The 26,314-nt window shown below is 68.7% G+C and carries 25 protein-coding genes and 1 riboswitch; of the genes, 11 read left to right on the forward strand and 14 right to left on the reverse strand.

What is annotated here, in order from left to right; all coding sequences use genetic code 11:
• Nucleotides 1–15 precede the first annotated feature (15 nt).
• From H507_RS0110700 to H507_RS0110710, 3 genes are all read right to left on the reverse strand, one after another.
• Nucleotides 16–948 (reverse strand): pilus assembly protein TadG-related protein, encoded by a 933-nt coding sequence (locus H507_RS0110700; protein WP_022910707.1) that lies wholly within the window; start codon nucleotides 946–948, stop codon nucleotides 16–18.
• Between the two features lie 23 nt (nucleotides 949–971).
• Nucleotides 972–1,346 (reverse strand): TadE/TadG family type IV pilus assembly protein, encoded by a 375-nt coding sequence (locus H507_RS0110705; RefSeq protein WP_022910708.1) that lies wholly within the window; start codon nucleotides 1,344–1,346, stop codon nucleotides 972–974.
• 90 nt (nucleotides 1,347–1,436) lie between these two features.
• Nucleotides 1,437–1,625, reverse strand: coding sequence for a Flp family type IVb pilin (locus H507_RS0110710; protein WP_022910709.1), 189 nt, complete (start codon nucleotides 1,623–1,625; stop codon nucleotides 1,437–1,439).
• Nucleotides 1,626–1,851: 226 nt separating this feature from the next.
• On the opposite strand from H507_RS0110710, the gene H507_RS0110715 reads away from it, so the two are divergent.
• Nucleotides 1,852–3,339, forward strand: coding sequence for a vWA domain-containing protein (locus tag H507_RS0110715; RefSeq protein WP_022910710.1), 1,488 nt, complete (start codon nucleotides 1,852–1,854; stop codon nucleotides 3,337–3,339).
• 106 nt (nucleotides 3,340–3,445) lie between these two features.
• Here the strand turns inward: H507_RS0110715 and H507_RS0110720 are convergent, their stop codons facing one another.
• The 8 genes from H507_RS0110720 to trmB all read right to left on the reverse strand — a co-directional run bounded on the left by H507_RS0110720 (nucleotide 3,446) and on the right by trmB (nucleotide 11,924).
• On the reverse strand, nucleotides 3,446–4,216 hold the full coding sequence (locus tag H507_RS0110720) for an ECF transporter S component family protein (RefSeq protein WP_022910711.1): 771 nt from the start codon (nucleotides 4,214–4,216) through the stop codon (nucleotides 3,446–3,448).
• Nucleotides 4,217–4,220: 4 nt separating this feature from the next.
• Nucleotides 4,221–5,843, reverse strand: coding sequence for an ABC transporter ATP-binding protein (locus H507_RS0110725; RefSeq protein WP_022910712.1), 1,623 nt, complete (start codon nucleotides 5,841–5,843; stop codon nucleotides 4,221–4,223).
• Nucleotides 5,840–6,931, reverse strand: a complete 1,092-nt coding sequence (locus H507_RS16225) for a CbiQ family ECF transporter T component (RefSeq protein WP_022910713.1) — start codon at nucleotides 6,929–6,931, stop codon at nucleotides 5,840–5,842. Before H507_RS16225 ends, H507_RS0110725 begins: the two co-directional genes overlap by 4 nt.
• A gap of 30 nt (nucleotides 6,932–6,961) precedes the next feature.
• Nucleotides 6,962–7,966 carry a hypothetical protein gene (locus tag H507_RS17405; RefSeq protein WP_022910714.1) on the reverse strand — a complete coding sequence of 335 codons (1,005 nt, stop codon included), beginning with the start codon at nucleotides 7,964–7,966 and terminating at the stop codon, nucleotides 6,962–6,964.
• Complete coding sequence (locus tag H507_RS0110740; RefSeq protein ID WP_022910715.1) at nucleotides 7,966–9,168, reverse strand: prenyltransferase/squalene oxidase repeat-containing protein; 1,203 nt, start codon at nucleotides 9,166–9,168, stop codon at nucleotides 7,966–7,968. The genes H507_RS17405 and H507_RS0110740 overlap by 1 nt, the downstream gene beginning before the upstream one ends.
• Nucleotides 9,169–9,284: 116 nt before the next feature.
• Nucleotides 9,285–9,438, reverse strand: a riboswitch (cobalamin riboswitch).
• 169 nt (nucleotides 9,439–9,607) lie between these two features.
• A complete protein-coding gene (locus tag H507_RS0110745; RefSeq protein ID WP_022910716.1) occupies nucleotides 9,608–10,228 on the reverse strand; it encodes a class I SAM-dependent methyltransferase in 621 nt (206 codons plus the stop codon).
• A complete protein-coding gene (gene truA / locus H507_RS16235; protein WP_022910717.1) occupies nucleotides 10,225–11,097 on the reverse strand; it encodes a tRNA pseudouridine(38-40) synthase TruA in 873 nt (290 codons plus the stop codon). The genes H507_RS0110745 and truA overlap by 4 nt, the downstream gene beginning before the upstream one ends.
• The gene (trmB, locus tag H507_RS16240; RefSeq protein ID WP_022910718.1) at nucleotides 11,094–11,924 is read right to left on the reverse strand and encodes a tRNA (guanosine(46)-N7)-methyltransferase TrmB; all 831 of its coding nucleotides are present in this window, start codon (nucleotides 11,922–11,924) and stop codon (nucleotides 11,094–11,096) included. Before trmB ends, truA begins: the two co-directional genes overlap by 4 nt.
• 139 nt (nucleotides 11,925–12,063) lie before the next feature.
• On the opposite strand from trmB, the gene H507_RS16245 reads away from it, so the two are divergent.
• Nucleotides 12,064–13,725 (forward strand): serine hydrolase domain-containing protein, encoded by a 1,662-nt coding sequence (locus H507_RS16245; RefSeq protein ID WP_022910719.1) that lies wholly within the window; start codon nucleotides 12,064–12,066, stop codon nucleotides 13,723–13,725.
• On the opposite strand, the gene H507_RS16250 is transcribed toward H507_RS16245, so the two are convergent.
• Nucleotides 13,643–14,947, reverse strand: coding sequence for a glycoside hydrolase family 125 protein (locus H507_RS16250; RefSeq protein WP_022910720.1), 1,305 nt, complete (start codon nucleotides 14,945–14,947; stop codon nucleotides 13,643–13,645). The genes H507_RS16245 and H507_RS16250 overlap by 83 nt on opposite strands.
• A gap of 372 nt (nucleotides 14,948–15,319) precedes the next feature.
• Here H507_RS16250 and rplM point away from each other — a divergent pair, with 372 nt between their 5' ends.
• The 3 genes from rplM to H507_RS0110780 all read left to right on the forward strand — a co-directional run bounded on the left by rplM (nucleotide 15,320) and on the right by H507_RS0110780 (nucleotide 17,622).
• A complete protein-coding gene (gene rplM / locus H507_RS0110770; protein ID WP_022910721.1) occupies nucleotides 15,320–15,772 on the forward strand; it encodes a 50S ribosomal protein L13 in 453 nt (150 codons plus the stop codon).
• Nucleotides 15,773–15,780: 8 nt separating this feature from the next.
• Nucleotides 15,781–16,314, forward strand: coding sequence for a 30S ribosomal protein S9 (gene rpsI, locus H507_RS0110775; protein WP_022910722.1), 534 nt, complete (start codon nucleotides 15,781–15,783; stop codon nucleotides 16,312–16,314).
• A 357-nt stretch (nucleotides 16,315–16,671) separates the two neighbouring features.
• Nucleotides 16,672–17,622: a DUF559 domain-containing protein gene (locus tag H507_RS0110780; RefSeq protein ID WP_022910723.1), complete on the forward strand. Its 951-nt coding sequence runs from the start codon at nucleotides 16,672–16,674 to the stop codon at nucleotides 17,620–17,622.
• Here the strand turns inward: H507_RS0110780 and H507_RS16255 are convergent.
• Nucleotides 17,589–18,044 carry an acyl-CoA thioesterase gene (locus H507_RS16255; protein ID WP_022910724.1) on the reverse strand — a complete coding sequence of 152 codons (456 nt, stop codon included), beginning with the start codon at nucleotides 18,042–18,044 and terminating at the stop codon, nucleotides 17,589–17,591. The two genes, H507_RS0110780 and H507_RS16255, sit on opposite strands and share 34 nt — an antisense overlap.
• Before the next feature lie 102 nt (nucleotides 18,045–18,146).
• Here H507_RS16255 and glmM point away from each other — a divergent pair, with 102 nt between their 5' ends.
• Both glmM and H507_RS0110795 read left to right on the forward strand, forming a co-directional pair.
• Entirely contained in the window at nucleotides 18,147–19,496 is a 1,350-nt protein-coding gene (glmM, locus tag H507_RS0110790; RefSeq protein WP_022910725.1) for a phosphoglucosamine mutase, read from the forward strand.
• A 155-nt stretch (nucleotides 19,497–19,651) separates the two neighbouring features.
• Nucleotides 19,652–20,944, forward strand: a complete 1,293-nt coding sequence (locus H507_RS0110795) for a multidrug effflux MFS transporter (protein ID WP_022910726.1) — start codon at nucleotides 19,652–19,654, stop codon at nucleotides 20,942–20,944.
• Between the two features lie 53 nt (nucleotides 20,945–20,997).
• Here H507_RS0110795 and coaA read toward each other — a convergent pair whose 3' ends face one another.
• Nucleotides 20,998–21,945 (reverse strand): type I pantothenate kinase, encoded by a 948-nt coding sequence (gene coaA / locus H507_RS0110800; protein ID WP_022910727.1) that lies wholly within the window; start codon nucleotides 21,943–21,945, stop codon nucleotides 20,998–21,000.
• 65 nt (nucleotides 21,946–22,010) lie between these two features.
• Here coaA and glmS point away from each other — a divergent pair, with 65 nt between their 5' ends.
• The 4 genes from glmS to H507_RS0110820 all read left to right on the forward strand — a co-directional run bounded on the left by glmS (nucleotide 22,011) and on the right by H507_RS0110820 (nucleotide 26,313).
• Nucleotides 22,011–23,855, forward strand: a complete 1,845-nt coding sequence (gene glmS, locus H507_RS0110805; protein ID WP_022910728.1) for a glutamine--fructose-6-phosphate transaminase (isomerizing) — start codon at nucleotides 22,011–22,013, stop codon at nucleotides 23,853–23,855.
• A gap of 265 nt (nucleotides 23,856–24,120) precedes the next feature.
• Complete coding sequence (locus H507_RS0110810; protein WP_022910729.1) at nucleotides 24,121–24,501, forward strand: VOC family protein; 381 nt, start codon at nucleotides 24,121–24,123, stop codon at nucleotides 24,499–24,501.
• 79 nt (nucleotides 24,502–24,580) lie between these two features.
• Entirely contained in the window at nucleotides 24,581–24,934 is a 354-nt protein-coding gene (locus tag H507_RS0110815; RefSeq protein WP_026378102.1) for a holo-ACP synthase, read from the forward strand.
• A complete protein-coding gene (locus H507_RS0110820; protein ID WP_022910731.1) occupies nucleotides 24,934–26,313 on the forward strand; it encodes a bifunctional ADP-dependent NAD(P)H-hydrate dehydratase/NAD(P)H-hydrate epimerase in 1,380 nt (459 codons plus the stop codon). The genes H507_RS0110815 and H507_RS0110820 overlap by 1 nt, the downstream gene beginning before the upstream one ends.
• Nucleotide 26,314: the final 1 nt, after the last annotated feature.

The raw sequence follows: 26,314 nt of genomic DNA on the forward strand, positions 1-26,314 counted from the left end.
TTTCGGTAGTGGTGATCAGGCCGTCAGTTGAACAGTGGTGGCGCCGTAGCTGGGGCCGCCGAGCGTAGCGTCAAGGAACACCTTCTTGATGAAGGTGCCAGTGATCCACTTCTCGTTCTCACTCTTGCAACCGCTTGTCGGGTAGCCCCAGCCCTTCTGGGCGTTCAGGCAATAGGTGTCGACCCGGATCACGGCGTAGGCAGACAAGTGAAAGACGATGTTGCTTCCGGAACCGGTGTAGCTGTCGAAGACTGGAAGAAGGACCTCTCGCCCATGCAGCGTGGAGAGGATGCTGTTGCACGCATCGATCGACAGGGAAGGACCTGGATCGCCCGTGTTCCCAGCGACGGTGCCGTTCACCGAAGTCTTGACCGTGCACGCGAGTGCGGGATCGGTCGCATCAGGATTGGGGTCCTTCAACCAGCCGAAATTCCCAGTGATGGTGTTGCCGCTGGTGAGTCCACAGGTGGGGGACGAGCCGCCCTTAGTCCAGAGCGTCACCGTCGAGCCGGAGGCGATGTTGGCAAGTTGGCAGTCGCCCACAACGAAGGGCAGCACCGACGCACCTCCGACGCCACCCCACTTGACGGTGGCGCTCGCGTTGACGACGCTGGACTTTTGGCCGATCACCGGAGCGAACCAGTGGTTGCGGGTGGTGGTGACATCGACCTTGACCCACCCGTCGCCATGGGTGATCGAGGTGACCGACACCGTGGACGAGGCGTTGTCCACCTTGTTGCCGGTGGCGTAGGTGGTGGCCATGGCCAACTCGTTGGGTTCGCACATGGTGACACCCGGCCCCTTGACGCAACTCTGCGCCAGGGCAAGGGCTGCCGAGTCTGCGCCATTCTGGAGTTGGCTACGGTCCCACCAGAGAGCCCCGACGTCCACGGCAATGGCCGTGAAGCCGATCAGCACCACGCACAGCAGGGCGGTCGACACCGCCACCGCGCCCCGCTGGGAGCGCTCCCTCAGCCTCCGCATCGCATCTCACCCTTCCCGGTGACGTGCTTGCTTCCGAAAAATCCGGTGAGCCCGGAGTAGTTGTACGTCACCGTCACGACCACGGGGTTGCCGGCCGTGCACGTTCCCCCGGGGGAGACCGCGATGCTCCCGATCTTTCCCGTGGTGTTCGTGAAAGCCAGGTCGGCCTTGGTGACTGCGTCTGCGGACTTCGTGCTGATCGCCATGGCCCTGGCGCCTTCGCGCGCGGCGCCGGCGGCCGAACCGTAGAGAAAGAATTGGTAGCCGTACTCGATGATTCCCAACAGCAGCACGAGCAGCACCGGCAAGACCAGTGCGAATTCGACGGCTGCTGCCCCCCTTTGGCCCTTTCGACCCTTCATGCCTGCGCCCCCCACGCGTATGTTCTTTTCCCCAGTAATGGGCCGGGCCACCGAGGCTTCACGCCACGGTGGCCCGAGCCAGTCAGTCGATCACGGCAGCTTGGCGGTGATGGTGGCGAACAGGGCCGCCACCTTGTCGCCGAGCAGGAAGACGGTGGCGAGAATCGCCACGGCGATGGCGGCGACCATGATGCCGTACTCCACGGCAGTGGCACCCTTGGACTTGTTCTCGAAACGGCCCATGAGGGCGGTCTGGATGAAGACGTACAGTGCAACCATGAGAGTTGCCCCTTTCGGAAAGAAGAAAAGCCTTGTTGTGGGGCAACGCTGGTGCTGATCCCCCCCAGGGCGATACACGTCCGCCCGATGAGAAGTAAATCCGTGAAGAGTCCCCTCAGTCAAGCGGTCGAGACCCCGGACGTATAACGTTTCCATAACGGAATCGGACACGCCGCTCGAGGTTACGTCATCATGAGCTGTGCGTAGACTTTGGGGGGCCCTTTTGATGGCCCTGACGATGCTGTTCGCAGCGCCGTCGGTGGGCCATGCGGACCAGTTGAGTGATCTGGCCGGCAGGGTCGGTGTCGCAACGGAGCCCACCGACTACGTGCTGCTGGTCGACACCTCCGCCTCGATGAAGCAGGACGGCCGCTGGGGTCGCGTGCGACAGGCGCTCGGAGCGTTGGCCGGCCAGCTCGGAACCGGTGACCGAGTCACCATGATCACCTTCGATGACGGGGTCCGGTCGACCTGGCAGGCAGCGAAGCCGTCGTCCGCCCAGGTGCTGGCCCATCTCCCCAAGGAGCCGACGGGCAAGCAGACCGACATCGGAGCAGCCATCGACGCCGGGGTCACAGCTCTGGCCAAGTCTCGCAAGGTTGGCGCCCTCGTGCTGTTGACCGATGGCGAGATCGACGCGTCACCGTCGTCCAAGTACCCCAATGGCCAGGCCGACTCCTGGGATTCATTGCGAACCCGGGCCGCCAAGGCCATCCAGGGCAGACAGGTCGGCGCCTTCGCCGTCTCGATCGGCGGCAAGACCGACGCCCGCCTGCTCACCTCGGTCTTCCCCAAGGCGACGGTCGCTGACCCCGCTGACATCGTGGGCTATCTCGCGGGCATCACCCGTGAACTCACCAAGGTGCGCGTGGCGCAGGCGCTGGCCGCCGACCTCAAGGCTCCCGTCTCGGTGGTGGTCGACCACGTGACGCCTGACCCACAGAACCGAGTGGGGTCACCGGTCACCGCCCGGGTGCACCTGTCCTCGTCCGCCACCCGGGTGCCGGTGACCATTTCGGGTTTCTCCGTCTCCGGAGTCACCGGAGCGACGGCGACTGTCGACCCTGCCTCGGTCGATCTCCAGCCGGGGGCGTCGTCCGATCTCACGCTGACGATCACGGGGCTCCCTGCGGGTGGGTCGACCATCACGCTGGCCGCGAAGCTCTCGAGCCCGTGGCAGACCCAACTGGCGGCCGCCGGGTTGAAGCTGCCCAGCAGTCTCTCGAGCGGAGCCGTCACCGTCACTGCACCTGAGGCCAGCGCGGGCCCGACCTCGGCCGCCCCCTCCTCACCGAGTCCCGAGACGCAGCCGTCGTCAGGCGGCGCCGACGTCGCGACGACGTCGTCCAGTGGCATTCCGGCGTGGCTGCCCCTCGCGGGTGGTGGTGCGATGGCCGCGCTCGTCCTGGTCGGAATCGTGCTGGCTGTGCTGCGCGGACGTCGTCCGGCGCTCAACGGGTCGTTGGCGATCCTGTCCGAGGGCCGGGTGGTCGACGAGATCCTGCTCGACGGTCCCTCGGCCACGACCCAACGCGGACACACGAAGCTCCAGGTGTCAGCGAGCAGGAACGGGTCCATCTCCGTGAAGGGCAAGGAGGGTGCGCGCGGATTCGCCACGGTGCTCACCGACGAGGGCGAGTTCGACCTCGGGGAGGGTCGTACCCTTCGCTACACAGCGCAGCGCACCCGCATGCTCGACATGGTGCAGAACTGAGCGCTGCCGGTTTCGACACGGTCGCTTCGCTCCCTACTCGACCGACGAGAGAAGAGCCCACTCTTCGCCCCTACTCGATCGGCGTCCCGGGACCGACGGGAAGGACTCAGGCGAAACGGCCCTTCACCGCGGCCCTGCGCAGGATCCGCAGCATGGGCGAGCCCAGCACCAGCACCAGCGCTGCCGTGGTCAGCGCTCGTCCGAGATTCCAGCCCATCGAGGTGGCCACGTTGTAGAGCGCGAACCGGTGCAGGTTCACCCAGGCCGACGCGTGCGGGTCGTAGCTGATGGTCGAACCCATGCCGGTCATGAACGGCCAGAACGAGAGGTCCATCAGCCAGCCGTAGGCGAACGCGATCAGCAGCGACCAGCCGGCGAGCAGGACGACCTCGGCTCGTCCCCGCAGTCGAGGCAACAGTCCCGAGAACAGTCCGACCAAGGCGGCGGCCAGCATCTGGTAGGGGAGCCACGGCCCCACCCCGCCGGTCAACAGCGCCGAGGTCAGCAGCCCGGTGGTCCCCAGCACGAACCCGAACCCGGGCCCCAGGGCTCGTCCGGCGATGACGATCGGGAAGAAGACGGTCTCGATGCCCGCGGTGCCTGCCCCCAGGGGACGGACGACGGCCACCACGGCAGACATCACCCCCAACAGCGCTAGGGCCTTCACGTCGAGGTCGTCGCCGGTCAGGTGTGAGATCACGACGGCCAGCACCACGGGCAGGATCAACGCGAAGACCAGGGGTGCGAGCTGCGAATTCGACGCCACCCCGCTCGGGTGGAACCACAGCGGCCACACGAACGCCGCCACCGTCAGCGGGGTCACCACGGCCAGCAGTGCGGTCGAGCGCGGTGACAGGGGGACGGCCCGGCGGGCCACGGGATCAGACACGGCGCGCCACCACCTCGTCGGTGGTCAGCACCGGATCGGGCAGGAAGACCTTGGTGACCTGCGGGGCGAACGCGGGAGACGAGGTGCAGACCTCGCGGGTCGGGCCGTCGGCGACCACCTCACCCTCGGCCATCACGATGGTGCGCTGCGAGATGCGGGCGGCGAACTCCACATCGTGGGTGCTCACCACCACGCAGGTGCCGCGGTCGACCAGGTCGCGCAGGATGAGGGCCAGGTTGTGCTTCATGGTGTAGTCGAGCCCGCGGGTCGGCTCGTCGAGCAGCATCACGGACGGGCCGGCCGACAACTGGATCGCCAGCACCAGGGCCAACCGCTGGCCCTCCGACAGGTCGCGGGGGTGGTGGTCGGCGTCGAAGTCGGCACCCAACCTCTGCAGCAGCGCCCACGTGGTGCCCGCGTTGACCCCGGACTCGCGGTCGGACTGGGCGCACTCGAGCCCGACGGTGTGCAGGTGCAGCAGGTCGGCAGCCTCCTGGGGCACCAGCCCGACGAGGCTGCGCGCGGCCTCCGCTGAGAGGGTGCGGGGGTCCCGCCCTGCCACCGACAGGGTGCCCGTGCTGGGAAGGGCCCCCTGGATCGCCCACATCAGGGACGACTTGCCTGCTCCGTTGCGACCCATCAGCGCGGTGATGGACCCGCCCTCGAGGGTGAGGCTGAGTTCGTCCACGGCTCTCAGTTGGCCGTGCTTGACCGTGAGGGAGCGGAGGCAGACCGCGGGCCTCTCGACACGGTCGCTTCGCTCCCCACTCGACGGGCGCAGCGGGTCGGGACCCGCAGCCAAGGGGCGCAGGGTGATCCGTTCCCGCGCCACCCGGCGACGGGCGTCACGTACTGACAGCGGAACTTCTGACCAGCCCAGGGCGTGGGCCAGTTCGGCCAGCGGCGGTACCACGCTCGCCCGTCCCAACACCTGTGCGGCGGGGCCCAGCGTGGCCGATCCGTCACCCGGTAACCAGAGCACCTGGTCGGCGGCCTGCATCACTCGCTCCAGCCGGTGCTCGGCGACGACGGCGGTCATCCCCACGTCGTGCACGAGGGTGGTCAAGGCGCTTAGCACGTCCTGGGCCGCGGTGGGGTCGAGGGCCGAGGTGGGTTCGTCCAGCACGATGACCCGCGGTTGGGCGGCCAGTACCGAGGCGATGGCCACCCGCTGTTGTTGACCGCCCGACAGTTGCATGAGGGGACGACGGCGCAGCTCGGCGATGTTCATCAGGTCGAGCGTCTCCTCGACCCGCTTGCGCATGGCCGTGGCGGCGATGCCCAGCTGTTCCATGCCGTAGGCCACCTCGTCCTCGACGGTGTCGGTGACGAAACCGGCGAGCGGGTTCTGGCCCACGAAGCCGATGAGGTCGGCCAGTTCCCTGGGTCGTTCGGCGCGGGTCGAGCGTCCGTTGACGATCACCCGGCCCGTCATGATGCCCCCCACGAAGTGGGGCACCAGCCCGTTGATGGCGCGCAGCAGGGTGGTCTTGCCCGAACCGGTGCCGCCCACGACCAGACACAGGTCGCCGTCGGGAATGGTGAACGAGGCATCGGCGATCACGGGGCTGGCCGACTCGGTGTAGCGGATGCTGACCTCGTCGAAGCTGATCATCGTGGCCTCTCGGACGAGGGGGAGGGGGCATCGGGCACGGTCGCCGCGATCGGTGCGGCGAAGAGCACCGCTGCCACCAGGAAGAGGGGGTGGAGCGAGGGCCAGGTCAAGGGTCTGGTGGGCGGGTTCAGCACGCCCGCATCGAGCACCATCACGCCGGCGACAGCGAGCAGTCCGGCCAGGGCCAGAGCGACCGTGGCCGTCTCGCGCCAGCGCCATCGATCGGGACGGTAGCGGGTGACCGAGAGTCGCCGTCCCGAGGCGCGCAGCCCCACGGCGGTGACGACCACCCCGACGAGCAGGCAGACCACACCGGGGCGGGCTCCTCCCGGCACGCCGAGCAGCAGGAACACGCCGAAGGTGACCGCCATCACGGCGAGCAACAGACTTGCGCTCACCCAGCGCGGCACCCGGGTCAGGTCACGGGTGCGTCCGTAGCCGCGTGCCTCCATGCTGGTGGCCAGGGTCAGCGAGCGCTCCACGGCGTCCTCGAGGATGGGGACGACCAACGCGGGCACGGCCCGCCAGCCCTTCACCCGTCCGCCGCGCAGCCGTCTGGCGCGTCGCACCCGGTGGGCCGACTCGACCAGCTGCGGTGCGACCGACAGGGCGATCACCACGGCCACCGACAGCTCATGGAGGGCCGCAGGCACGTTGCGCAGGGCCCGCCGAGGATTCGCCAGTGCGTTGGCGGCACCCACGCAGATGATGATGGCGGCCAGCCGTAGGCCGTCGTAGAGGGCAGCCAGCAGGGAGTTGAGCGTGACCGGGCCACCCAGCCTGATACCTGCGGCCCAGGCGGGCAGGGGTAGTTCCGGCAGGCTGAACAGGACGAATCCCGTCCGCTGCCCACCGAAGACGACCTGCATGACGACCCTGAAGGCAACGATCACGAGCGCCAGCATGAAGTAGGTGCTCACCGACCGGGCCCACGGGGCGTCGCTGCGGCGTGCGACGACGACCGCGACGACCGCGGCCACCACCAACACCAGCAGCAAGGGGTTGGTGGTCACCGAGACCGCGCCGGCGGCGAACAGGGCCCACACCCACCAGGCCCAGGGATGGGTGGGTGCCTCGGTGCGTGCCATCAGGTCGTCATCGCCGCGTGTCGTGCCCGATCAGGGGCGACGAATGCGCCACAGGTAGCCGCCCAGTCCGGCGGCGCCGGCGACCACCACCGCGCCGGTGACGACCAGCCCGGTGGGGGAGCCGGAGTCGGTCACCGTGGCCGGAACCGTGGTGGCTTCCTGACTGGGTGAGGTGGAGGTGGTGGGGCTCTGGGTCGACCCTTCAGACTGACTGCTGCTCGCTGCGGACGGTGAGGAGGCCACGCGGGACGGCTTCGACGACGTGGACGCCCGGGGGGCGGCCGTGGTCGCGCCGGGCCGCCGACTGATGGTCGGCCAGGTCTTCGCGGTGGTGGGCGCGGTGGTGCGCGTCCCCACGGTGGGGGGCCGGGTCGTCCGTGGCTGGGTGGGCTTGAGGCTGGTGGGCTTCGGCTGGCTGGTGGTCGGCCGGGCAGTGGTCGGCTTGGCCGTTGCCGTGGTGGGCGCGGCGCTGGGCTGCGGCGCCGTTGGCACGGTGCTGGCCGGGTTCACCCGGGCGTTGAGCTGCCGCAGGCAGGTCGACTTCTGGCTGGACTGGTCGCCCGGGGCCGTGTAGCACCATCCATCGAGGGTGCCTGCCGGTGGCTTGCGCGCGTCGGCGCCCAGGTTGGAGTAGCTCCACGAACCGCCCGGCTTGGCGATCCAGTAGCTCCAGTACTGCCCGTTGTAGGTGGTGGGGCAGGCCGCGGGGTAGCCGCCGATCGTGCAGAGGTAGCCCGAGCGGTAGGTGAGCGAGAGCCCCGCGTTCTGCAGGGCCGCAGTCCCGCTGCCGGGGTTGCCCACGCACTGGTTGCGCAGGGTGGATCCGCCGTCGGTGACCACGACCAGCCACACCTTGCCGGAGCCGACGCAACTGTCGGCCACACTCGCGCCCAGGGTCCGATCCGCGAGTTCTCGGGCGGTGGCGCTGGGATGGGCCAGCGCCACGCTCGAGAGCAGGATGACGGCGAACCCGATGAGCACCTTCACCAGCCGCGAGACCAGCACACGATCCGCATTCGGGTTGGTCGCGAACATCAGCGACGACGAGCGACCAGGGCGCCGGCTGCCACGGCACCGAAGCCGAGGGTGACCCAGAGCGCAGCGGGCGTGCCCTCGTCACCGGTGTCGGGCAGGCCGATCGGACGTGTGGTCGGGGTTGACGAGACGGTCACGGAGGGCGACGGAGCCGAGGACGTCGGGTCGGGGCTCGCCGGGGCCGAGGTGACGGGGGCCGACGACGCCGGGGCCGATGATGCCGGGGCGGAGGGGGTCGAGGTCGAGTCACCCGCAACGAGGGTGACCGTCGCATAGCTGGCGCCGGCGAGACCCAGGATGGCCTGGTTGGTGGCCATCAGGTTCGAGTCCGTCGAGTCCAGAGCGGCTGGGAAGCCGCCGTCGCCGAGTTGGATGCCCTTGAGCCAGGTGGTGGCTGCCTGGACGTCGACACCGGCGTCGTCAAGTGCGGCGGCCATCAGGCCGGTGGTGTTGGCCGGTGAGTAGTTGTCCCAGTAGCCGGGCGCCGTGGTGTTCTGCTTCGCCCACGCCTGTGCCTTGGTGAGCGCGGTCGTGATGCTGGGATCGGCACCGTTGCCGTCCAGGGTGAGCAGGGCCGAGATCATCAGAGCGGTCGAGTCGGGGTCGGTCACGAAGGTGTTGTTGTTCCAGGTCTCGATGTAGCCGTAGCCACCATCAGGTCCCTGCTGTGAGACCACCTCGGCCAGCGCTGCGGCGGGAACGTCCACGTTGTTGCGAGTGAGGCCCAGCACCGCCAGGGCGAGGCCGAACGAGCCGCCGGCAGTGGGATCGGTGGCCAGGCTCGTGGTGGTCACGTCGATCAGGTCGACCCCACCGAACGAGCGGGGGTCCTTGCCGACGACCGCGGCGACCAGGGCCAGCTTGCCTGCCGAACCGGCGTTGTAGGAGTTGTCGACAGCCAGCGGGAGGAGGGTGTCGACCATCTCGGCCACCACGTCGGAGTGGGACTCGCTCGATGCCAGCGCGAGGATCGCGTCCTCCAGGTTGCCGGCGGTGAACTGGGCCGGGTTGCTGGCCCACTGGTGGGCGATCCAGTCAGCCGCCTGCTGGGTCTGGGCAGGGTTGGTGACGGCGGCCACGGTGATGGGGGCGGCCTCGGCGGTGGTCAGGGAGCCGGCGGCGACCGCGCCGCTGAGGGCGATGCTGGCGGCAAACCCGGCGGCCAGCAGGCGCGTGATCCGATCGTTGCGGGTCACAGACATGGGGAGTTCCTCTCGGGAGAGGCGGCGGAGCGGTTCCGAAGATCGCCGGCCTCCCCTGGGGGTGCCCCTCGTCCTCGACCCCGGCCCGCGTGCCTCGGCGGGTGTTCGTTCTCGAACATGGGTCGGTCCAGAACGCGGGCATTCCGACTCGGACGCCACCTTCGAGCACAAGCCCGGGTGTCGATCCTCACGGCTGCGGGTCAGTCCCGGATTCACACCGGATTCCCCCACGAGGTGGATCTGCGGATCACAGTACAGCCCGCCGGCGGCGACGAGCCACCCGGGTCACGGATGCCCCGCGCAGGTCACCGGCCGGGGCTCGTCCCCGGCGATCCATACCCGTGCGGTGGCGCGGAATGTTGACCACCACGTGCCACATTCGGCGCTGGGGAGCGGTTCTGGATCGGAGACCGTGAGCGGCCGGTCGCGAACAATGCAGTCAGGGCAGCAGGCGCACGCTCAGCACCCGGAAACCCTTGGCTGACGCCGCCCGTTCACAGGCGAATCGCACCCCATCGACCCGCTGCTCACCGATCCAGCGCTGCAGGGAGTCCGCACCGAGGTTCCTGCCCACCACCAGCCTTGCCTCGCCGGCCGGGGCGAGCCTCGGGAGCCAGGTCAGCAGCAGTTCGTGCAGGGCCGGCTTGCCGATGCGAATGGGTGGGTTCGACCAGATCTGGTCGTAGCGCGTCGTGGGGTCGACCTCGTCCGGACGAAGCGCCCGCACCCTGTCACCCACGCCGAGGGAGTCGGCGTTGAGCCGAGTCAACTGCAACGCCCGGTCGTTCACGTCCACCGCGTCCACCAGCGCCTCGGGGGCCACCCTCGCCAGCGCGACGGCGATGGGCCCGAATCCACACCCCACATCTGCCACCCGCAGGGCACCCGTCGGCGGCGCCGACTCCTTGAGGAGCACGCTGGTGCCCGGGTCGAGCCGGGTTCCCGAGAACACCCCTGCCGCGGTGCGGAAGGTCAGCGTCTCGTCCCAGATCTGGCAGTCCACCGTGCGCACGAGGTTGAGGTCGAGGGGCTCGGCAGGGGAGTCGAAGTAGTGGCTCACAGGTCCTCCAGTCGCACGCCGTCGGTGAGTTCGTCCGGGACTTCGATCTCGGCCCCTTCGACGAGTTCGGTCGGCTCGCGGTGCCGGCGCGACTGCTCCGCGCGTTCGGCCAGGTCGGTGTCGGCGGGGTAGCCGACGGCCTCGAGGGTGAGTCCTCGCGCGGGCATGACGGTGATGTCGCTGGCGCGCCGGTCGAGGGTGAGCACCTCCTCGAGCCAGGCCAGACCGCGACGGTGTTGCCCGATCGCCACCAGCGCCCCCATCACCGACCGCACCATCGAGTGGCAGAAGGCGTCCGCCACCAGCACCGTGTCGACCTGGCCCTGCTCGTCGCGTTCCACGGCCACCCGCCGCAGGGTGCGGATGGTGGTGGCGCCGTCGCGGGGCTTGCAGAATGCGGCGAAGTCGCGCAGTCCGCGCAGCAGGTCCGCGGCTGTCTGCATGGCGGCGACGTCGAGGGTTCCCTTGGCGGGGGCGACCTGGTGCCGTCGGGTGGGGGTCCGCACGGAGGCGTCGTCCCAGATGCGGTAGCGGTAGCGACGCCAGAGCGCAGAGAAGCGGGCGTCGAACCCCTCGGGGGCGGCGGTGATCGAGCGGATCGCGATGTCGTCGGCGAGCACTCGACGAAGGCGGTGGAGCAGGGACGAGGTGTCCACCTCGTCGGGCAGGTCGACATGGCAGACCTGCGCGTCGGCGTGCACGCCGGCGTCCGTGCGTCCGGCCACCGTGAGCCGGACGGGCTGGTCCAACCGCAGCACCTGGGGCAGCCAGCGCTCAAGTTCGCCCTGCACCGTGCGCAGACCTGGCTGCTCGGCCCACCCGTGGAAGGCGGTGCCGTCGTAGGCGAGGTCGATCCGCCAGCGGATCATGGTCGTCCCGGATCTGGCTCAGCTGGGCGGCGCACGTAGGTGAGGTCGTGCACGCTGCGTCCGGCGGCCAGCCCCTTGGCCTCGAACTTTGTGATCGGACGAAGCCCGAGCCTCGGCGCCCATCCCGCGTAGTCACACGGCACGTCGTCGGCCAAGGCGGGGCACGGGGCGGCGTCGGCCGGAAGGTGTGGGTTCCGTAGCCGCGGTTCCGAGTCGAGGGTGGTGTGCAACCAGTGGGCGTAGTCGTCCCAGTCGGTGGCCAACCGCCACACCCCCGACGGAGCGAGCCGGTCTGCGACCAGGGCGGCGAACTCGGCCTGGACCAGTCGCCGCTTGTGGTGGCGAGTCTTGTGCCAAGGGTCGGGGAAGAAGGTCCACAGCTCGGTGACGGAGCCCTCGGCCAGCAGGTGGCGTAGCCCCGCGGCGGCGTCGTTCATCGCGAACCGGACGTTGGTGTGACCTTCGCGTCCGAGCAGGTTCATGGCGCTCGCGACGGCCGGCTGGAAGACCTCGAAGGCCAGGATGTTCCACTCCGGGTGGGCGCCGGCCAGCGCCTCGGTCGACTCTCCGGTGCCGGTGCCGATCTCGACGGCCAGCGGGGCCTCTCGTCCGAACAGGGCAGTCAGGTCGAGGCGCTGGTCGGGCGCCACGGAGGTCTCGGTCTCGAGTTGGCTGACGGGCACCAGCCAGTCGTCCGCGTGTCGGGCCCAGGCCTTCTGCTGCGAGGGGTTCATGCGATCGGAGCGACGGACGAAGCTCACCACCTCGCGGTGCACACGCGCCGCCCCGGTCCGGCTGGGGATGCGCAGGGGCTGCTGGTCGCTCACCCGCGCAAGCCTAGACAAGTCGGCGGGACTGTCCCACTCCTCTGGTGGGGAGTGCCTCGTCCGGGGGGACTGCCGCGTCTGGCGGGGGAGTGCCGGGACTCCGGGCGCCAGTCTGCGTCCACTCTGGTTGGATCGGACCATGAACGACGCCACCAGCATCGAATCCACGGACGCCATCCACGACACGTCGGGTGACACCCGACTGGCCGAGGTCATTGGCTGGCTGGAGCCCTTCCTGGTCGACTGGATCGACACCCAGCGGCTCCGCACGGGCGTGCCGGGAGTGCAGGTGGCGATCCGAAGGGGCCGCGAGCTGCTCAGTTCCTTCGCGGTCGGGTGGGCCGACGAGCCCTCGCGGGTGCCGTTGACCACCCGCCACGCCTTCCGGATCGCTTCGCACTCCAAGACGTTCACGGCCACCGCGGTGATGCAGTTGGCTGAGGCGGGCGCCCTGCGGTTGGACGACACCCTGGGCCACTGGCTGCCCGAGTTGGCCGACGTACCCGCCGGCGAGGTCACCCTGCGCGAGCTGCTGAGCCACCAGGCCGGGGTGCTCCGCGACGGTGAGGACGCGAACTTCTGGCAGCTGGCACGCCGCTTCAACGACCGCGACCAGCTGATCGCCGAGCTCCGCCGCGACCTGGTGTACGCGCCGAACACCCACTTCCACTACACGAACATCGGCTACTCGGCGCTCGGACTGGTGGTCGAGCAGGTGACCGGACGAAGCTGGCACGACGTGGTCCTCGAACTGGTCGCGCCGTTGCGCTCGTTCGTCGACGATGACCTGGTGCTGGGCCCCGAGCTCGGCCACGGGGACGATGGCGTCGAGTACGCCAGCGGACACGCCATGCAGGCGGTCGGTGTCGACGGTGGCGACCCCTCGAAGCTGGCCCCGAGCCAGCTGGCCCCCACTGAGCTGGCCCGGATCGAGACCATCGCTCCCGTCGACACCCACGCCGAGGGGGCCGCGACCGGCTGCTGGGCCAATGCCGAGGCGACGACCGCTTGGCTGGCGGCGCACGCGCTCGGCACCGACCTCCTGCTCTCGGACGCCTCGAAGCGGCTGATGCAGCGCAAGGAGTCGACCATCGTCGAGGCAGGACAGACCCGCTGGTACGGGCTGGGATGGATCATGCGCGAGATCGGGCAGCGCTTCGTGATCGGCCACTCGGGCGGCTTCCCGGGCCACATCACCCAGACGTGGGGGGACCCGGCGACCGGGCTGTCGGTGTCCGTGCTCACCAACCGCAACGGATCGTCGGCCAGCGAGTGGGCAACCACGCTGATCAAGCTGATCGATCACGCCGCCGCGCTCGTCGGCACCTCGACCGATGCACCGGATGACCGCTTCCGGGGACGATTCACCTCGCTGTGGGGGAGCACCCACCTGGTGCCGCTCCCGGGCACGGTTCTGGCCTTGTCGTCCGAGGCAGCTGACCCGACGGGTTCGGCGGTCAGCCACACGATCGTCGACGCCGGCACCCTGCGGGCCCAGGCCCGCGACGGGTTCTCGTCCTTCGGCGAGGAACTACGGGTCGCGCGGGACGAGGCGGGGCAGATCACCTCGATCACCACCACCGGCATCACCTCGTGGACGCCGCCCCTGTTCGCGTCGATGCGGTCCGAACTCCTGTCGGGCTCCCGGCTGCGGGCCCCCGGGACATCGGTCGAGTGGGCGCGAGCAATCAGCGCCCTGTCGAGACCTCGCGCGACGCTCACCGCACCGAGGTCGCCTGCTCCATCGTGTGCCCGGTCAGTGACAACAGCAACTCGCATGCCATCGAGTTGGCCCAGCTGAACCACGGACGCGTGAACTCGTCCGGGTTGTCGGGGTTGGAGCCCTCGTGCATCAACCCGGTACCGCCGGTGGTGTCGAGCAGGCAGGCCGCCAGACCGAGCGCCTCGTCCCGGCTGGACGCGGTCAGCCCCTGCACCGCCAGCGCGATCGGCCAGACGTAGCCCTCAGGGGTGTGCGGACTGCCGATGCCGCGGGCATGCGAACCCTGCTGGTAGAAGGGGTTGGCGTCGCTCAGGATCCAGGCCCTGGTGACCTGGTAGCGCTCGTCGGTGATCGTCAGGTCGCTGCACAGCGGAAGGCTCAGCAGGCTGGGCATGTTGGCGTCGTCCATCAGCAGTTCGTCGCCCAGCCCGTTGACCTCGTAGGCCAGTGTCCCTTCGCCCGTGATCGCGTGGGCCTCGATTCCCGCGCGGATCTCGTCGGCCAGGGCCGTGGCGTCGTCGGCGAGCGCCCTGTCGTCCCAGATGCTGCGGGCGAGGTCGGCCAACAGACCCAAGGTGTGTGCGGCGAAGTACTGCGCCGGCACGTTGTAGTGGTAGCTGCAGGCGTCGTCGCTGGGACGAAATCCCGACCAGGTCATCCCGGTGACGGCGACCGGGTTTCCCCGGCCGTCCGGGCCCAGGGTGTCATCGGTGCCTTCGCGGACGAACCGGTAGCTCGACCGTTGCTCGTGGTGCTGCTCGAGGCGCCACAGGTCGATGACGGTCCGGGCCCCTTCGTGCACCGGCGCCAAGGTCGGGGCGTCCCCGGTGACCTTCCAGTACTGCCAGGCCAGTTGGATCGGGAAGGCTAGGGAGTCGATCTCGTACTTCTCCTCCCACACCCACGGGTTGTCACACAGGTCCGCGGCGTGCCACGAGGCGCTGTTGGGCTCGACGTTGAAGGCATTGGCGTAGGGGTCGATCGCGATCTGCTGCCATTGCCTGCGGATCAGCCCCGCGATCGAGGCGCGAACCTCCTCGGACTCGCTGACCAGCAGCAGGTAGGGCCGAAGTTGGGCGGACGAGTCGCGCAGCCACATGGCCGGGATGTCGCCGGTGATCACGAACACCGACCCGTCGGGCTGCGGGTTCAGTGTGGTCTGCCAGGTGTTCAGCATGGCCTCGCGGAAGAAGGCCCGGGCGTCGTCCCTCTTCAGTTCGGAGCCGATGGCGGCCGCATGGGCATCGATGAGGTGCACGAGGGCATCGCTGGCCGGGTTCACGATCGTCGGTTCGGTCATGCCCCCACTCCATCGAGTCAGAGGTGCGAATCGCAGGCGAACGGCACAATTGATCACGGCGGTCCGGGCGAGCCGGCGACCCAACCAGGTGAATCCGCGGACGAGCCCGGGCCACTGCGAGGGACGACGCCAGCGAGGACGAGCGGGACGATCCCCGCGGGTGCCAGTGGGGGTGTGGGCCACGCTCACCGGTCCTCTCCGGGCCCTGCTGCGGGTCGTCTGTGGGCCCTGCCCGGGCGATTTGGAGGCCAGCGCGCTGGCGGGGTAGCCTAAGACGCTGTTGCGCATCGGCATGCCTGCTCGCTCTGGCTGAGCTCGCGGCCCGCGCTGCAGGTCCTGTACAAGCAACTCTATGGAAGATGGTCCGCGACCGTGTCTACCTACACTCCCAAGCCGGGCGAAATCACCCGGAACTGGCATGTGATCGATGCCGAGGACGTCGTTCTCGGTCGATTGGCTGTTACTGCGGCCACCCTGCTGCGCGGCAAGCACAAGCCCACCTTCGCGGCGCACGTCGACACCGGCGACTTCGTCGTCATCGTCAACGCTTCCAAGATCGCCCTCACCGGCCAGAAGGCCACCGACTCGATGCGTTACCGCCACTCGGGTCGTCCGGGTGGTCTGACCGCGACCCCCATCGGCGAACTGCTCGCCCGTGACCCGCGCAAGGCCGTCGAGCTGGCTGTCTGGGGCATGCTGCCCAAGAACAAGCTGGCCCGTCAGCAGATCACCAAGCTCAAGGTCTACGCCGGCCCCGAGCACCCCCATGCTGCCCAGCAGCCGCAGCCGTACGAGATCACCCAGATCTCGCAGACCGCCAAGTGAGCCAAGGAATGACCGTGTCTGAGAACGTTGAGCTTGACGAGAACTTCGACGCCGAGGAGACCACCTTCGTCGACGAGAACGATCGCGAGATCGCCTACCGGTCCGACTCGAACGCTGCCGCCGCTTCGGGCGCTGCCTCGCGTCCGGCCGTGATCGCCGCCGGAGGTGGCACCGGTCGCCGCAAGGAGGCCGTGGCCCGCGTGCGCCTCGTGCCCGGTTCGGGACAGTGGACCGTGAACGGTCGCAACCTCGAGGAGTACTTCCCGAACAAGGTGCACCAGCAGATCGCCAGCCAGCCCCTGGTGGTGGCCGGTGTCGAGGGCTCCTACGACATCATCGCCCGCATCCACGGAGGCGGCATCACCGGTCAGGCCGGCGCCCTGAGCCTGGGCATCGCCCGCGCGCTCAACGGTGTCGACCTCGAGGCCAGCCGCGCCGTGCTGAAGAAGGCCGGACTGCTGACCCGCGACTCCCGCATCAAGGAGCGCAAGAAGGCTGGTCTCAAGAAGGCCCGCAAGGCTCCTCAGTACTCGAAGCGTTGATCTGCTCGACGCGCTGACGTCGTCACTCGGCCCCGGATCCCTCGTGGATCCGGGGCCGAGTGCGTTTCCGGGGTAGGGCGGTTCCCCCCGGATGTCGCTGATCTCGTGACCCGCGGCGGGGGGACCCCCGGGTTCCACGCCGAATGGGGCACGTGAGAGGCACATCCGTCACGTGGCGTGGCGAGCAGCCCGCTGGCGTGCCCCATCTTGCGCGGAATCTCGGGACGAGATCCCCACGAGCCGCGAAACGGGTCCTGGTTGTCCACAAGGGGCCCGATCTCGGGGCGTGTCGTGGGAGTTGTCCACAGAATCCGGGCCTCGTCCGTCCCCGCCGCCCCACCGTGGCCCAATCGATGCATGTCACCCGACCCCACCCGGCAGCGCTGCCGCCCGTCCGATCGCGAACTCCGGGAGGTGCTGCGCCAGGAAGGCGGTGTGATCCGCATCAGCGACCACCCACGCCTGAGCCACTCCATCCGGCGCCATGAGGACGCCGGGGAACTCGTGGTGCCGCTGCGTGGAATCGCGGTGGTCAGTGCTCAGCAGTCCGACTGGAGGGTGCGACTGCGGGCCGTCCGCCTCTGGCGCCCGGATGCAGCCCTGGCCGGGCGGGTGGCGGCGCGGCTCACCTACTGGGAGTCGGCGGAGGTCACCCACATCGACGTGGCTCTCACCCGCCTGCGCGGGCAGGTGCCCTCCTGGTTACGGGTCGCCACGTTGCCCCGGCGACCGGGGCACCTCGTCTGGCGCGGTGATGTTCTCTTCCTCAGACACCCCATTGCTGCCTTGGTCGGCGCCGCCCACGGAGACCTCGAACCGCTCTTCAACGGCTTGAGGCAGAATGCCTTCACACCCGCCGGTCTGCAGCGAGCAGCTGCGTCCGCGCCCGTCGGGCACCAGTCGGCCTGGGTGGATGCCGCCAGGTTGATGCGTACCAACCCGTGGTCGGCCGCCGAACTCGAGAGCCACCAGTTCCTGACCGAAGCCGGGTTCCGGCGCTGGAAGGCCAACCCGCTGCTGCTCATCGACGGGCGCCGCTACCACCCCGATGCCCTGTTCGAGGGGTCACGCACCATCTTCGAGTTGCAGAGCCGCGAGCACCACGGCCCGGGTGAACAGCGTGAGAGCGACTGGGCCCGCCACAACCGACTCTCGGCCGCCGGCTACACGGTGCTCCACTACACACCCTCCGACCTCCGCCTCAACCGAGACCTGGTGGTGCAGCAGTTGCTGGCACTCGTCCGGTCGAGTGAGGCACCCCTCGTCCGACTGGCTCAGTGCAGCTTTCGGTCTGGGATGGGTCCGTAGCGCACCGGGATCCGGTCGCGGTCGAAGGTGATGGATGAATACCCGTGCGGCTTGGGGTGCCCGTCCTCGTCCAGGTTCACGAAGACCATGGAGTCGATGGTGAGCAGGGTCTCGCGGGTGATCATGTTGCGGGCCTCCGCCCGCAGGGTGATGCTGGTGCGCCCGAAGTGGGTGGGGATCAACCCGATCTCGACGAGGTCGCCCTGCCAGGCAGAGGCCACGAAGTTGATCTCGGAGATGTACTTGGTGACGACGCGCTCGTTGCCCAACTGCACGATCACGTAGATCGCGGCCTCCTCGTCGATCCACTTCAGCAGGCTGCCGCCGAACAACGTCCCATTGGCGTTGAGATCTTCGGGACGCACCCACCGCCGGGAGTGGAAGCGCATCTCGTCATCGGTCTCGAGGTCAGAGGTGCTCACGGGTCACCAGTCTAGGATCCGTCCGCCCGGCGGCCCGCCGGATCGTCCGAGCAACCCTGCTGCGCGAATCTTGCGGGGCCAATCCCGGCTAGGGTGGCACCCGTGGCACGACTCTTCGGAACTGACGGTGTGCGCGGCAAGGCCAACCAGGACCTGACCGCCGAACTGGCCCTCGACCTCTCGGTCGCCGCGGCTCACGTCCTCGGGGAGGTGGGATTCTTCGGCGGACGGCGCCCCAAGGCGTTGGTCGGGCGAGACCCCCGCGCCAGCGGTGAGTTCCTCGAGGCGGCCGTCATCGCCGGTCTGGCCTCCGCGGGAATCGACGTCGTCCGGGTGGGCGTGGTGCCGACCCCCGGGGTGGCCTTCCTGGTCAACTCCCACAACGCCGACCTCGGCGTCATGCTCTCCGCCTCGCACAACCCCATGCCCGACAACGGCATCAAGTTCTTCAGCCGCGGCGGCGTGAAGCTCGACGACACCCTCGAGGACGCCATCGAGCAGCGGATGGGGGAGGACTGGCAGCGTCCGGTGGGCGACCAGGTCGGACGCGTCACCTCGGATCTGGGGGCCATCGAGGAGTACGTGGCGCACCTGGTGGCCTCCATCGACGGCACCAGCCTCGACGGACTCACCATCGTCATCGACACGGCCAACGGGGCTTCGTCCGCGACCGCCAAGGACGCCTTCGAGACCCAGGGCGCACGCGTCGTCGCCATCCACAACGCCCCCGACGGGCTCAACATCAACGAGAACTGCGGGTCAACCCACATGGGTGACCTGCAGGCCGCGGTGGTCGCGAACGGCGCCGACCTCGGGCTCGCCTTCGACGGGGACGCCGACCGCTGCCTGGCCGTGGACGCGACCGGCCAGCTCGTGGACGGGGACCAGATCCTGGCGATCCTCGCCCTCGGGCTGAAGGAGGAGCACAAGCTGGCCTCCGACACGGTGGTGGCGACGATCATGTCGAATCTCGGCTTCGTGAATGCCATGCGCGAGCACGGCATCCGCGTCGACCAGACCAAGGTGGGCGACCGGTACGTGCTCGAATCCATGAACGCCAACGGCTTCACCCTGGGCGGTGAGCAGTCGGGGCACGTGATCATGAGCGAGTTCGCCACCACGGGCGACGGGGTGCTCACCGGGCTCCACCTGGCTGCCCGCATGGCCACCACTGGCAAGTCGATGGCCGAACTGGCGGGCGTGATGACACGCCTCCCGCAGGTGCAGATCAACGTCAAGGACGTCGACAAGTTGCGGGCCGGTATCGACACCGAAATCCAGTCGGCCGTGGCCGCGGCGAACCACGATCTCGGTACCAGTGGACGAGTGGTGCTGCGCCCGTCGGGAACCGAACCGCTGGTGCGGGTCATGGTCGAGGCCGACACCCACGACCGGGCCGAGGGCATCGCCCAGCGGTTGGCCGAACTCGTCAAGGCGCGCGTCAGCATCTGACCCCCACGGCGGGGAGCCCGGCGAAAGACGCGGTGACAACCGTGCACGTGCCAGACCTCAGATCACACCTCTGAGGGGGAACAACGGCACCCCCCTGTGGCGTTGCCCCATCGAACTGAATGCCTGTTCACTGGAGTGCACGTTCACTGGAACGGATGGGCGTCAGCCCTGCCACCCACCACAGCCACCACAAGGGGACCACCATGGGCGCGACAGCCATCACCGCGAGACCCTTCATGTCCAATGCGGGTCACGCCAAGACCGTCACCCCGCTGCTCATCGCCGCCGTCGTGCTGCTGGGTGCGGTCGGCCCCCTGGCCACGGACATGTACGTGCCGGCGTTCCCCCACGTCACCGCCGACCTCGGCGCGAGCATCGGGTCGGTGCAGCTGACGCTGACCACCTTCTTCCTCGGCATGGGGTTGGGCCAGCTGATCGGTGGTCCCGTCTCCGACCAGATCGGGCGCAAGCGTCCGCTGCTGGTGGGCACGGTGGTCACGTTGGTCGCCTCGGTGATCTGTGCCATGGCGCCGACGATCGGCATCATGCTCGTCGCCCGGTTCTTCCAGGGCCTGGGCGCCGGGTGGGCGATGGTGATCGGACGAGCCGTCATCGTCGATCTGGCGCACGGAAGCCAACTGGTGCGGGTCATGAACGTGCTGATGGGCGTCGGCGCGCTCGCGCCCATGATCGCGCCGCTGATCGGGGCGTTCATCCTGCGCTTCTCGGTGTGGCGCAACGCCTTCTGGCTGATCGCGGTGCTGACGATCGTCATGTTCCTCGCCGCACTGCTCGTCATTCCCGAGTCACTGCCACCCGCGAAGCGTCACGGGGGAGGACTTCAGGCCTTCGTCCGCAACTCCCGGGTGGTGCTCGCCAACCGTCGATTCGTCGGATACATGCTGACCAACGCTGCCACCGGCGTCGCCCTGTTCGCCTATGTCGCGAGCTCGCCCATCCTGATCCAGGTGCGCAACGGCCTGTCTCCGATGACCTACTCGGTGGACTTCGCGGCCAATGCCGGGGGCATGATGATCATGACCCTGCTGGCTGCCCGGCTGGCCACCCGCGTGAACACCCGCAAGGTGATGTTCACCGGACAGTCGATGGCCTTGGTCGGGTCGCTGATCATGATGACCGGAGCGGTGTGGTTCAACGCACACTGGACGTTCCTGCTGCCCAGCTTCTTCTTGCTGATGGCAGGTCAGGGCCTGATCGGACCCAACGGTGGAGCACTGGCCAGCGCCGAGGTTCCCCAGTACGCCGGCACGGCTTCGGCCGTGCTGGGACTCACGATGAGCCTGTCGTTCTCGATCTCGCCGCCCATCGTCGCCCTGTTCGGCGAGGGCAGCGCCTTCGGCCCGGCGCTCATGTTCCTGCTGGGCGCGCTGGCGTCGATGTTCTTCCTGCTGGTCGTGGCTCGTCCAAAAGCAGGCGCCGGGCTCTGAGTCATGGTGGATGACCCGGCAGCCAGGCTCACGCGGCGTCAAGCAGGGCCAGCTCAGATCTTCCGGATCCGCACCGACTCCATCGAGTGGTCGGCACTCTTGCGCAGGATGACCGTGGCGCGTTCCCTGGTGGGGCGCACATTCGCCTCGAGATTGGGGCCGTTGATCTCGTCCCAGACCTGGTGGGCGAACCGCACTGCTTCGTCGACCCCCATCGAGGCGAAACGCGCGAAGAACGAATCGGGCTTTTGGAATGCTGTCTGTCTCAAGGCCAGGAAACGTTCCACGAACCACGCCCGAATGTGGTCGTCCTCCGCGTCGACATAGACCGAGAAGTCGAAGAAGTCGCTCAATGCCAGCCCGACGCGGCCGTCGGAGTGACGACGCGCGGGCTGCAACACGTTCAGTCCCTCGATGATCAGGATGTCGGGCTGTCGCACCACGGTCTGCTGACCGGGGACGATGTCGTAGATCTGGTGCGAGTAGACCGGTGCCCCGACCTCCGGCAGGCCCGATTTCACGTCCATCACGAATTGCTGCAGGGCCCGGCGGTCGTAGGACTCGGGGAAGCCCTTCTTGTCGAGGATGCCTCGTTCCTCGAGCACGGCGTTCGGGTGCAGGAACCCGTCCGTGGTGACCAACTCGACGCGTGGGTGGCCGGGCGCCTGGCCCAGCAACTCCTTGAGCAATCTGGCTGTGGTCGACTTGCCGACGGCCACCGACCCGGCCACGGCGATGACGAACGGGGTTCGTCCTACGGAGCGGTCGAGGAAGGCGTTGCTCGCGCGGTACAGGTGGCCCGTGTGCTTGATGTGCAGGTGCATCAACTGGGTGAGGGGAATGTAGACCTCACGTACGTCATGCTGGCTGGTGGGGTCCCCGAGCCCCCGCAGCCGCGCGAGGGTGTCGGCGTCGACGTCGATGTCGGTGTGGTCGGCCAGATCAGCCCACTCGGCGCGGGTCATCTCGAGGTACGGGCTCGGGGTGAGCGTGGACTGCATGGCGGCAAGAGTCACACGGGGCGGCGGATTGGTCAATCGCTCAACCTGTCTGTACGTTTGTTGATGTGTGTGGAATCGTCGGATATGTGGGCCGCCAAGACGCCCAGCAAGTAGTCATTGAAGGACTTCGTCGCCTCGAGTACCGAGGCTACGACTCCGCGGGCATCGCGGTGGAGTCCGGGGGGCAGTTGTCGTCGGCCAAGAAGTCCGGCAAGCTCGCCAACCTCGAGGCCGAGCTGGCCGAACGCCCGCTGCCGGGTAGCAGGCACGCCGTGGGTCACACCCGGTGGGCCACCCATGGCGGCCCGACGGACGAGAACGCCCATCCCCACCTGAGCGACAACGGGCGCGTCGCGCTCGTGCACAACGGCATCATCGAGAACTTCGCGCAGTTGCGCTCCGAACTCGAGGAGCAGGGCATCGCGTTCCACTCCCAGACCGACACCGAAGTCGCTGCCCAGCTGCTGGGTCTCGAGGTCGAAAGCGCCGGGTCACTCGGCGACGCCATGCGCAATGTGGTCAACCGGCTCGAGGGCGCCTTCACCCTGGTCGCCATCGACACCCACGACCCTGACCGGGTGGTCGCTGCCCGTCGCAACTCACCGTTGGTGGTCGGACGAGGGGACGGGGAGAACTTCCTCGCCTCGGACGTCGCTGCCTTCATCGAGCACACCCGTGACGCCATCGAGCTGGGCCAGGATCAGGTGGTCGAGATCACCCCGGACGAGGTGGTGGTGACCGACTTCGCCGGCAACCAGTCCGAGGGCAAGCCGTACCACGTCGACTGGGATCTCTCGGCGGCCGAGAAGCAGGGCTTCGACTGGTTCATGCGCAAGGAGATCTTCGAGCAGCCGCAGGCGGTCGCCGACACCCTGCTCGGACGTTGGAACAGCCGCGGCGAGTTGACCCTGGACGAGATCCGGATCAGCCCCGAGGAACTGCGCCGGATCAACAAGATCGTCATCGTTGCGTGTGGCACGGCCTTCTACGCCGGTCTGGTCGCCAAGTACGCCATCGAGCACTGGACCCGCATTCCGTGCGAGGTCGAGATCGCCTCGGAGTTCCGTTACCGCGACCCGATCATCGACCCGATGACACTGGTGGTCACCATCTCCCAGTCAGGCGAGACGGCCGACACACTGATGGCGATCCGTCACGCCCGCGAGCAGCACGCCAAGGTGATCGCGATCTGCAACACCAATGGCGCCACCATCCCGCGCGAATCGGACGCTGTCATCTACACCCACGCGGGCCCGGAGATCGGGGTGGCCTCGACCAAGGGGTTCACCACCCAGGTGGTCGCCTGTTACCTGCTGGGCCTCTACCTGGCGCAGGTGCGCGGCATGAAGTACGGCGACGAGATCAGGGCCGTGATGAATGAGCTCGACTCGATGCCGCAGAAGATGCAGCAGGTGCTCGACAACTCCCAGCAGGTGCTCGACCTGGCCGCCCAGTTCAAGGACGTGCCCTCGGTGCTGTTCCTGGGACGTCACGTCGGCTACCCGGTGGCGCTCGAGGGGGCGCTGAAGCTGAAGGAGCTGGCCTACATCCACGCGGAGGGGTTCGCCGCCGGGGAGCTCAAGCACGGACCGATCGCGTTGATCGACGAGGGTCTGCCCGTGTTCGTCGTGGTGCCGCCCCGCGGACGGGACCAACTGCACGACAAGGTGGTCTCCAACATCCAGGAGATCCGAGCCCGCGGTGCCCGCACCATCGTGCTGGTCGAGGAGGGGGACGAGGTCGTCGCCCCCTACGCCGACACGCTGGTGGAGCTGCCGAAGGTGTCGACCCTGCTGCAGCCGCTGGTGGCCACGATTCCCCTGCAGGTGTTCGCCTGCGAGTTGGCCACCCAGAAGGGCCACGACGTCGACCAGCCCCGCAACCTGGCCAAGTCGGTCACGGTGGAGTGAGGTGTGGGTGGGTCTCGGGTTCGTCCGCCCACCCGCCGACTGCCGACGGTCTCGTCCGCCGCTCTGGGCGCCTCGGCGGCGCAGCACCTCGGCGTCGGAGGAGGCCGCGGGGAGCGACGAGCTGGAGACCTCGTGGTTTGCCGGTTTGCCGCGTTTTTGTCGGACCCGATGCCTACCGTGATGGGTGGACGCCATCCGCGTCCGCCCATCGGATCGGAGCGGCTCCGTGCGGGGTCGCGACGTCCATCACGGAAGAAGGACGACCATGGCCCACGGTGACATCACACACACCGACATCCCCGTCTCGGACCTCGAGGCGGGCAAGAAGTTCTACGGCACCCTGTTCGGCTGGAACATCGCCGAGTACCCCGGCTTCGAGGGGTACCCCATGTGGCAGAACCCCAACAAGGTCTCGGGCGGCGGCCTGATGCTGCGCGACGGCAGCCTCACCCAACCCCGCGGCTACGTCGAGGTGGATTCGATCGACGACACCCTGGCGAAGGCCACCGAGATGGGCGGATCGGTCGTGATGCCGAAGACCGCCATCGACGAGACCTCGTGGTACGCCGCATTCACCGACCCGGACGGCAACCAGCTCGGCCTGTTCGAGGGCATGACGGGCGGCGGGGGTGACGCCCAGGAGTGAGGACAGCGCACCGGTCGCGACCGCGCGGTGGCATCGATGCCGGGCACCGGTCGTGCGCCTCAGCCACTACGTTGGCAGCATGATCGTTGGCATCGGCATGGACGTGTGCAGCGTCGCCCGGTTCGAGGGCATGGTGGAACGCCACCCCGGCGTCGTCGACCGCCTGCTGAACCCGGGGGAGCGGCGCGTTCCGATCGCCTCCCAAGCTGCCAGATTCGCGGCCAAGGAGGCCCTGGCGAAGGCACTGGGCGCACCGTCGGGCATGAGCTGGCACGACTCCGAAGTGGTGCGCCACGACGGTGGACAACCGCAGTTCGAGCTCCGCGGCACTGTCGCGGCGAGGGCGGCCGAGTTGGGGATCACCCGGGTGCACCTGTCGATCAGCCATGACGCGGGTCTGGCCTGCGCCTACGTCGTCTGCGAGGCCCTCTGATGCGTCCGATCTGCTCTGCCGAATCCATTCGCTCCGCCGAGCACGGCTGGTTCGCCGCCCATCCCGGTGGCGACCTGTTCCGACCCGCGGTGACGGCACTGACCGAGGTCGCCCGTTCGATGCTGGTCGGCCTGCCCCACGGTTTCGTCCTCGTGGTCTCCGGACCGGGCAACAACGGTGAGGACGCTCGCCGGACCGGTCGGGCACTGGCGGCCGAGGGGGTCGAGGTGCGTCACTGGGACGACGAGGCCGAAACCTTCGCGCCGAACTCCGAGCACTGGTCCCATTTGGTGCTGGTGATCGACGGGTTCACCGGCATCGGCGGCCGCGGTGGGCTTCCCGATCATGTGCGTGCCCTCGCGGTGCACTGCGCCCGCCGCCACGTCGCCGTGCTGTCGGTCGACCTGCCCTCGGGTCTGGTGGCCGATTCGGGGGCGGAGCATCCCAGCTTCCGGGCCACCACGACCGTCACCTTCGTCGCCGAGAAGCCCTGTCACGTGCTGCAGCCCGCGGCCTCGAGGTGCGGACGAGTGGTGGTCGCCGACATCGGGGTGCGGGTGCCCGAACGGGTTGCCCATGCAGTCGAGCACTCCGACCTGGCCGAGCACTGGCCCGTGCCGGGCGTGCGCAGCGACAAGTACTCGCGAGGGGTGGTCGGCCTGGACACCGGGTCCGACCAGTACCCGGGGGCGGGACTGCTGGGTTGCGACGGCGCGCTGTTCTCCGGTGCCGGCATGATCCGCCACAACGGACCCCAGCGCGTCACCGACGAGGTGGTCCGGCGCCATCCCAGCGTCACCGTGGGGGAGGGGCGGGTGCAGGCGTGGGTGGTCGGCTCGGGCTGGCCGGTCTCCGACGGACACGACCTGGCCGAGGCAGTCGCCCGGCTGGGGCGGCGGGCAGCCGATCGGGTGCCGATGGTGGTCGATGCGGGGGCCATCTCATCCGAGGTGCTGGGTGAACTCGGTGAGGGGCTACCCCCGGGGTCCCTGCTCACCCCCCATGCCGGTGAACTGGCCGGACTGCTCGGCGTGGCCCGCCAGACCGTCGAGTCCGACCCGTTGGCCCATGCCCACGAGGCGGCCCGGCAGACAGGCGCCACCGTGCTGCTCAAGGGAGCCACGCAGGTCTGCGTGACACCGGACGGGCAGGCCTTGGTGGCCGTCGCCGGTCCGGCCTGGACTGCACAAGCAGGTTCGGGGGACGTACTGGCGGGTGTCTGCGGCACGCTCCTGGCTGCCGGACTCACGCCCCTGTGGGCGGGAGCCCTGGCTGCCTCCCTGCAAGCCCTCACCGCGGAAGACCACCCCGGCCCCTGGCCGCCGGACCGGTTGGCACAGTGGTTCCCCGAGACCATCGCCCGGCTCACCCACCGCTGAC

Source organism: Aestuariimicrobium kwangyangense DSM 21549, assembly GCF_000421525.1.
GTDB lineage: Bacteria > Actinomycetota > Actinomycetes > Propionibacteriales > Propionibacteriaceae > Aestuariimicrobium > Aestuariimicrobium kwangyangense.